Source organism: Methylobacterium jeotgali (genome assembly GCF_022179345.1).
Taxonomy (GTDB): domain Bacteria; phylum Pseudomonadota; class Alphaproteobacteria; order Rhizobiales; family Beijerinckiaceae; genus Methylobacterium; species Methylobacterium jeotgali.
Map to the genome: position 1 here is coordinate 37,766 of NZ_BPQR01000037.1, position 7,770 is coordinate 45,535.

Genomic DNA, 7,770 nt, shown 5'->3' on the forward strand with positions numbered 1-7,770 from the left:
GGTCGGTGTGGTCGGTCTGACCAAAGCCTGGCGGTTCAGGCGAGCTGCCCGCCCCCGTCCTCCGCCTCCGCCACCCTGCGGAAAGGCAGAACGCGGCCCGGCCGCTTGGACAGAAGGCGTTCGACCGCTGCCCGGAGTTCGTCGAGCGCGAAGGGCTTGCGCAGCACGGGTACGCCCTCCGAGGGTAGCGCTGCCGCATCAGCGTAGCCCGTCATCATGAGCACGCCAGGCGCGGGGTCGAGCGCCAGCGCCCGCCCAGCAAGCTCGGTTCCCGTCATCCCGGGCATGGCGTAGTCGGTCAGCAGCAGGTCGATGCGGTTTCCCCCGTGCAGCAGCCGCAGGGCCTCCGCGCCGCCGCTTGCCTCGACGACCCCGTAGCCGAGTTCCTCCAGCAAGGTGACGGCGACGGCACGAACCTGGGGATCGTCATCGACGACGAGGATGCGCGTCGCGTCCGTCGCAACTCCACGGCCTTGCGTCCGGTCGGCGTCCGCGCCGGCGACAACCTCGCCCCGGAGGAGATAGATCGATGCCGTGGTGCCCTCACCATGTCGGCTGCGCAACGTAATGGCGCCGCCGAGCTGACGCGCCGTGCCGTAGACCTGCGCAAGCCCAAGACCCGTACCCTTGCCCTGGGGCTTGGTCGTGAAGAAGGGTTCGAACGCGCGGGCGAGGACATCCGGCGACATGCCATCGCCCGTATCGGCGACCGTGAGCACTACGAGATCCCCCGCCGGCACGGTCCCGGGTCGTGGCGCGCCGGCGGGCAGATTCTCGGTCTCGATCCGTATCTCCCCGGCACCCTGCAGGGCGTCGCGCGCGTTCGTCACGAGGTTGAGGACAGCCAGTTCGATCCGGTGCGGGTCGGCCACCGCGGGCCACAGGTCCGCGGCCAGGCGCGTCACGACGGCGGTGCCGCCGCCTAAGGTCCGGTGTAGCTGCTCGGCCATGGCGGAGAGCACGCCGTTGAGGTCGACGGGGTGTGCTTCCAGGCGCTGCTTGAGAGAGAAGGCGAGCAGTTGCTCAGTGAGCCTGGCACCGCGCTGCGCGGCCTGCATGGCATTGTGCAGGAGACGCAACGCGCGCTCGTCCGTGACCTTGCGCTCGGCAAGCTCCAAGGAGCCCATCACCGCGGCGAGCAGGTTGTTGAAGTCGTGCGCGACGCCTCCCGTCAGTTGCTCGATGGCGTCCATCTTGCGCGTTTGCACAGCCTGTTCCTGTGCCTCGGCACGGAGGCGCGACAGCTCCAGGTTGGCCCGGACGCGCGCCTGGAGCTCCCGCGCCGAGAACGGCTTCACGAGGTAGTCGTCCGCGCCGGCCTCCAATCCCTCGACGCCGGCCTCGGCGCCCGCGCGGGCGGAGAGCATGATCACCGGCACCGTGCGTAGGGCGGGATCGGCCCGGACTGCCCGGGTCAGCGCGATGCCGTCGAGCACCGGCATCATCACATCGGTGAGCAGCAGGTCCGCCGGCGCCTTGCGCAACGCTTCCAGGGCGGCGGCGCCGTCACCGACCGCGACCACTTGGTGGTCCCGCCCGAGCAGGCGCTCGGCGTAGGCACGCATGTCGGCGTTGTCATCGGCCAGGACGATGCGGGGCCGACCATCCCCGGAGGGTGCCTCTTCGAGCGAGCCCCGAAGGGATACGACGTTGGACGGCACTTGGGGCAGCCATCGCAAGGCTTCCTCGACGTAACCGCGGGCCTGGCCTTCGTCGGGTGCCGCCCCTGCCTCGACGACCCTGTCAGCGGGCAGGTGGGAGCGCCCGAAGGGAAGGGTCACCGTGAAGGTCGTGCCCTGACCAAGCGTGCTGCGAACCTCGACGTCCCCGCCGTGGAGGGAGACGAGGTCGCGCACGAGCGCGAGGCCGATCCCCGAGCCCTTGTGCGAGCGGCTGCGGGTGCCCTCGATGCGGTGGAAGCGGTCAAAGACGTGCGGCAACGCCTCGGCGGGAATTCCGACACCGGTGTCGGCCACCGTCAGGCATACGTCTGCCGGACCCGGCCCGAGCCGGACGTCGATGCTGCCGTGGAAGGTGAATTTGAAGGCGTTGGACAACAGGTTGAGGACGACCTTCTCCCACATGTCCCGGTCGACGAAGACGGTCTCTGGAAGCGGAAGGCAGTCGACGCGTAGGGCAAGGCCGCCCCGTTCGACCGCCGAGCGGAAGGTGCTCGCCAAGTCCGCCGTCAGGGCCGCGAGGTCGGCCGGCGCGAAGGTCGCCTCGACGCGTCCGGCCTCGACGCGCGAGAAGTCGAGCAAGGTGTTGACGAGCCTGAGTAGCCGGAGGGCGTTCCGGTGGGCCACCTCAAGCTCCTTGCGGCTCCCGGGCGCGATGCCGGGGTCCCGCAAGGCCTCCTCAAGGGGGCCGAGCATCAAGGTCAACGGGGTGCGGAACTCGTGGCTGACGTTGGAGAAGAACCGCGTCTTGGCGCGGTCAAGTTCGGCCAGGGCCTCGGCGCGTCGCCGCTCCTCCTCGTAGGCGCGCGCATTGCGGAGCGCCGTCGAGACCTGCCCCGCCACGAGATCGAGGAAGCCCCTGTAGCCTTCGTCGAGCGCGCGGCTCGGGCTCACGCCGAGGATCAGCACGCCCAGCGGCTCCGAGCCGGCCTCGCCCGCGAGCGGCACGACCAGCGCGTCCTCCACGGGGTCGCCCCACAACCCTCCCGCCATGCCGAGGGTCGTGCCGAGGCCGCCCACCCCTACGGTCTCGCCCGCGAGCGCCCGCTCAAAGGGCCAGGTCGCCCCTGCCTCCGCCGAGGCCAGGGGATGGGCGGCATCGATTCCGACAGCCGCGCCCTGACGCAGGCTGCCGTCGGGCTCGCGCAGGAAGACGAGCGCGAAGGGCACGTCGAGCCTCTCGCCGGACAGCGCGCGGGCTACGTCCGCGCAGGTCGCGTCGACGTTACGGGTCTCGCCCGCGTTGGCCGCCAGGTCGCGCAGCAGGCCGAGCCGACGCTCGCCCACGACCTGGGCGGTGACCTCGCTGCACACCGCCAGCATGCCGACGATGCGGCCGTCGTCGTCCTCGGCCGGCGCATGAGAGACGCTGAAGTAGGCTTCCTCCCGGTAGCCGGCCCGCTCCATCAAGAGCGGCAGGGCCGCCGTCCAGTTGGCCTCGCCGGTCTGCATCACGCGGGCGATCATCGGGCCAAGCGTGTCCCAGGACGCCGCCAGCGTGACACGGATGTCGCCGCCGAGCGCGTTGGGGTGCCCGGCGCCGATGAGCTTGGCGTAGGCGTCGTTGTAGACCTGGGTGAACTCGGGGCCCCACGTCAGGATCATCGGGTACTGCGAGGACAGGAGCGTGCGAACGGTCGAGCGCAGGCTCTGCGGCCAGGCGGCCACGGGACCAAGAGGCGTCGCCGACCAGTCGAGGCCGCGCGCGAGCGCCCGGACCTCCCCAGTACCCCGGAACAGCGTGGCCGCGGCTTCAGCAAGGGTCATTGTCCGCTACCCTTCTCCGCGTCGCACCTATCCCTCCATGCCTCGGCCATGGCCGCCACGCGTCCCCGCTCCCTCAAACCTCGTCGCAGCCGACAGATATGGGTCACGCCTCGATCATGTCCCGGATACGCGACGCCAAGGCCTCCATCACGAACGGCTTCGTGAGCACCTGCATGCCGGGCTCCAAGTAGCCGTTACCCACCGCCGCGTTCTCGGCGTAGCCGGTGATGAAGAGCACCTTCAGGCCGGGCCGTGTCACCCGGGCCGCGTCCGCCACCTGCCGACCGTTCATGCCGCCGGGCAGGCCCACGTCGGTGATCAGCAGGTCGACGCGCGCGTCCGACTGCAGCACCCGCAAGCCGGACGGGCCGCCCGCCGCCTCGATGGCCGCGTAGCCCAGGTCCTCCAGCACCTCGGCCACCAGCATGCGCACGGACGGCTCGTCGTCGACGACGAGCACCGTCTCCCCTGGCTCGGCCCTGGGCGCGTCGGCGAGGTCCGGAAGGTCCCCGGCGGCGGAGACGTCGCCGTGGTGGCGCGGCAGGTACAGGCACACGGTCGTGCCCTGCCCGATTTCCGAGTAGATGCGCACCTGCCCGCCGGACTGCTTGGCGAAGCCGTAGATCATGCTGAGACCAAGTCCGGTACCCTGGCCGATGGGCTTGGTGGTGAAGAACGGGTCGAACGCCTTGGCGACCACATCCGCGCTCATCCCCGTGCCGGTGTCGGTGACGCAGAGCGATAGGTATTGTCACGGTGGCAGGTCGCGTTCGCGGGCGGCATGGTGGTCGAGCCACCGGTTTGCAGTCTCGACCGTGATGCGTCCGCCCTCGGGCATGGCATCGCGGGCGTTGATGCACAGGTTCAGCAGCGCGTTCTCAAGCTGGCCCGGGTCCACCAGCGCCGGCCAGAGGCCGCCTGCGCCGACCACCTCGATGTGGACGGCCGGGCCCACGGTCCGGCGGATGAGTTCCTCCATGCCATGGATGAGGCCATTCACGTCGGTCGGTCTCGGTTCGAGGGTCTGCCGCCGCGAGAAGGCGAGCAGGCGATGCGTCAGCGCGGCGGCCCGCTTGGCCGCCCCTTGCGCGGCCGTCATGTACCGGTCGATCTCGGTCAGGCGGCCCTGGCTCATGCGCGTCTGCAGCAGTTCCAGGCTGCCGGATATGCCGGTGAGCAGGTTGTTGAAGTCGTGGGCGATGCCGCCGGTGAGCTGGCCCACCGCCTCCATCTTCTGCGATTGCCGCAGCGCCTCCTCGGTCTCGGCGAGCGCCTGCGCCGCCTCCTTCTCGGCCGTGACGTCCCGCCCGACCGCGTGGATGCGGTCCTCGGCTGGTACGGCTGTCCACGAGAGCCAGCGGTAGCTGCCGTCCTTGTGCCGGTAGCGGTTCTCGAAGCGCAGGGTGGTCCGGCCCTCGGACAACTCGCCGACCTCGGCTAGCGTGGGCGCGACGTCGTCCGGGTGAACGAGATCCATGAACGCGCCGCCGACGAGGTCGCGCTCGTCCCAGCCGAGCAGCGTCGTCCAGGCCGGATTCACCGCCTCGATGGTGGCGTCGTAGCGCGCGACGAGCATGATGTCGGTGGAGAGCCGCCACATGCGGTCGCGGTCGGCGGTGCGCTCGGTGACGAGGCCTTCGAGCTCCTCACGCGAGCGTGCGAGCACGTCCCGCGCCTCGACGATGTCCTGGATGTCGGTGCAGGTCCCGAACCAGCGGGTGACCTGCCCTGTGGCGTCGCGCATCGGCAGGGCGCGGCCGAGCGTCCATCGATGCTGCCCGGTATGGTGGCGTAGGCGGTACTCGATCCGGTAGGGCTCGCCGCTCGCGAGGGACGCGCTCCACACCTCCCAGGTCCGTTCCCGGTCGTCGGGATGGACGATGCCCTCCCACGCCGCGCCGTCCGTGGTGCCAGCCGGCACGCCGGTGAAGTCGTACCAACGCTGGTTGTAGTAGTCGTGGTAGCCGTCCGCCCTCGTCGACCAAACCATCTGGTCGATGGAGTTGGCGATGGTCTGGAACCGCGCCTCGGCCTCGCGCAGCGCGTCCTCGCGCTCCCGGCGCTCGGTCACGTCGCGGTAGAACAGCGCTAGCCCCTCCGGGTGCGGGTAGGCGCGCACCTCCAGCCAGACGGCGTGCCCATCCGGCCAGACATAGCGGTGCTCCAGCGTCCGTGAGACGCGCTCCCGCATCACGCGCAGGTACATCTGCCCGATGGGCATGGCCTCGGAGCCCGGGTAGACCTCCCAGTGCGAGCGGCCGACGACCTGATCCGGCGGCCTCTCCTCCAGCCGGAGGCCCTCGGCGTTCATCTGGAGGATGCGGAAGTCTTGGTCGAGGAGCATGAAGCCCTCGCCCATGCCCTCCAGCAAGCCCGAGGCCCGTGCCTCGCTGGCGCGCAGGGCCTCCTCGGCCCTGACCCTGGCTGTGGTCTCGGTGCAGGAGCAGAACATGCCGCCCACCGTGCCGTCCTCGTTCCGGATCGGCGAATAGGAGAAGGTGAAGGTGGTCTGCTCGTCGTAGCCGTGGCGGTTCATCGTGAACGGCAGGTTCTCGGCCCAGGTCGCCTCGCCGGCCATCGCGCTGTCGACGAAGGGCGTGATGGCCTCCCAGATCTCGGGCCAGATCTCGCGGAAGCGGCGACCGAGGGCAGCCGGGTGCTTGTCGCCCAGGATCTCCGCGTAGGCGTCGTTGTAGACGAAGGCGAGGTCCGGCCCCCAGGCGGCGAACATCGGGAACCTGGAGCCGAGCATCAGGCTCGCGACCGAGCGCAGCGCCTGCGGCCAGGTTTCCGGCCAACCGAGCGGCGAGGACGACCAGTCGTTGGCCCGCATGCGCTCCCCCATCTGCCCGCCTCCCGACAGAAAGGCGGCGGTCGTGGATGGGGAGGTCTCGGACATGCTCTGCGGTGGGGCCTGGATCGGGAAAGCGGCGGGCAGGGTTGTCTTCCCCCCGGCCAAGGATTCGGTGGGGGCCATGATACGTGGTGGTGGCGAGTTTGCGGCGCTCCGTGTGGCAGGGTCGTTGAGCTCGGGTCCTGCCGTCACGGGCCGCCGCGCCCCCCGGTCACGCGCTGCAGGATGTGCGAGAGCTGCCTGGCCGAGTAGGGCTTGTGCAGGAGCTCGAAGCCGTGGCCGCCCTCCTGCGCCAGCACGTGGCTGTAGCCGGACGCCAGGACCACCGGAAGGCTCGGGAAGCGGCGCCGGATCTCGCGCGCAAGCTCAACCCCGTTCATGCCCGGCATCACCACGTCCGAGAACACCGCGTCGAACCCCGCGCCGTCCGGGCCGAGATGCGCCAGGGCCTCTCCGGCGTTCGCCGCCCAGGTCGTCTCGTAGCCGAGGTCCTCCAGGATCTGGGTTGCGAAACGCCCCACCTCCACGTTGTCCTCGACGACAAGCACGCGCTGGCCCGTGCCGCCGTCCGCGGCGTCGGGCTCCACGGTCCGCAGCTCCTCGCCCCGGGCGGCGTCGACCTGCGGCAGGTACAGGGTAAAGGTCGAGCCGCGTCCGGGTGCGCTCGCGACGTCGACGTCACCGCCGGACTGCTTGGCGAAGCCGAACACCTGGCTCAAGCCCAACCCGGTCCCCTTGCCGACCTCCTTCGTGGTGAAGAACGGCTCGAAGATGCGCCCGACCACGTCGGCCGGGATGCCGGAGCCGGTGTCCGTCATGGACACGGCGGCGAAGGGCTCGGGCGCTGGGGCATGTCCGCGGATGGCGGGCTTGCCGACCCCGCAGGCCAGGCGCAGCGTCAAAGTGCCCTCTCCGTCCATCGCGTCGCGGGCGTTGACGGACATGTTCACCAGCGCGGTCTCGAACTGGCTGCGGTCGGCGCGCACGAAGCAGGGCGCATCCGGCAATTCGGTGACGACCCGGATGCGCGCGCCCGTGACCGTGTCGAGCATCTCGGCCACGCCGCGCAGAACGGCAACGAGGTCGAACGCCTCCGCCTTCAACGCCTGCCGTCGCGCGAAGGAGAGCAGCTGCCCGGTCAGCTTGGCGGCCCGGTCGACGGTGTCCGAGACCGCGTCGAGGTAGCGGGCCTTGCGGGCCTCGGCCAAGTCGGGCCGGCGCAGGAAGTCGACCGACGAGCGGATGATGGTCAGCAGGTTGTTGAAGTCGTGCGCCACGCCACCGGTCAATTGCCCGATGGCCTCCAGCTTCTGCGACTGGCGCAGCGCCTCCTCCGCCTCGTGCAGGGCGACCGCGCGCTCCTTCTCGGCGGTGACAGCGCGTCCGTAGGCGTAGACGATGTCGCCCTCGGTGGCGGTGTGCCACGAGATCCAGCGCGGCGTCCCGTCCTCGTGCCGGTAGCGGTTCTCG

General features: G+C 70.4%; 2 protein-coding genes and 1 pseudogene. All 3 read right to left on the reverse strand.

From position 1 onward, the window contains the following. Window positions 1-35 precede the first annotated feature (35 nt). A complete protein-coding gene (locus tag MFF04_RS11250; protein WP_238275821.1) occupies window positions 36-3,347 on the reverse strand; it encodes an ATP-binding protein in 3,312 nt (1,103 codons plus the stop codon). Between the two features lie 202 nt (window positions 3,348-3,549). Beyond that, window positions 3,550-6,345 (reverse strand): annotated as a pseudogene (locus MFF04_RS11255) (hybrid sensor histidine kinase/response regulator). Window positions 6,346-6,488: 143 nt separating this feature from the next. Beyond that, the coding region (locus MFF04_RS11260; protein ID WP_238275822.1) for an ATP-binding protein at window positions 6,489-7,770 on the reverse strand (1,282 nt) is incomplete at its 5' end.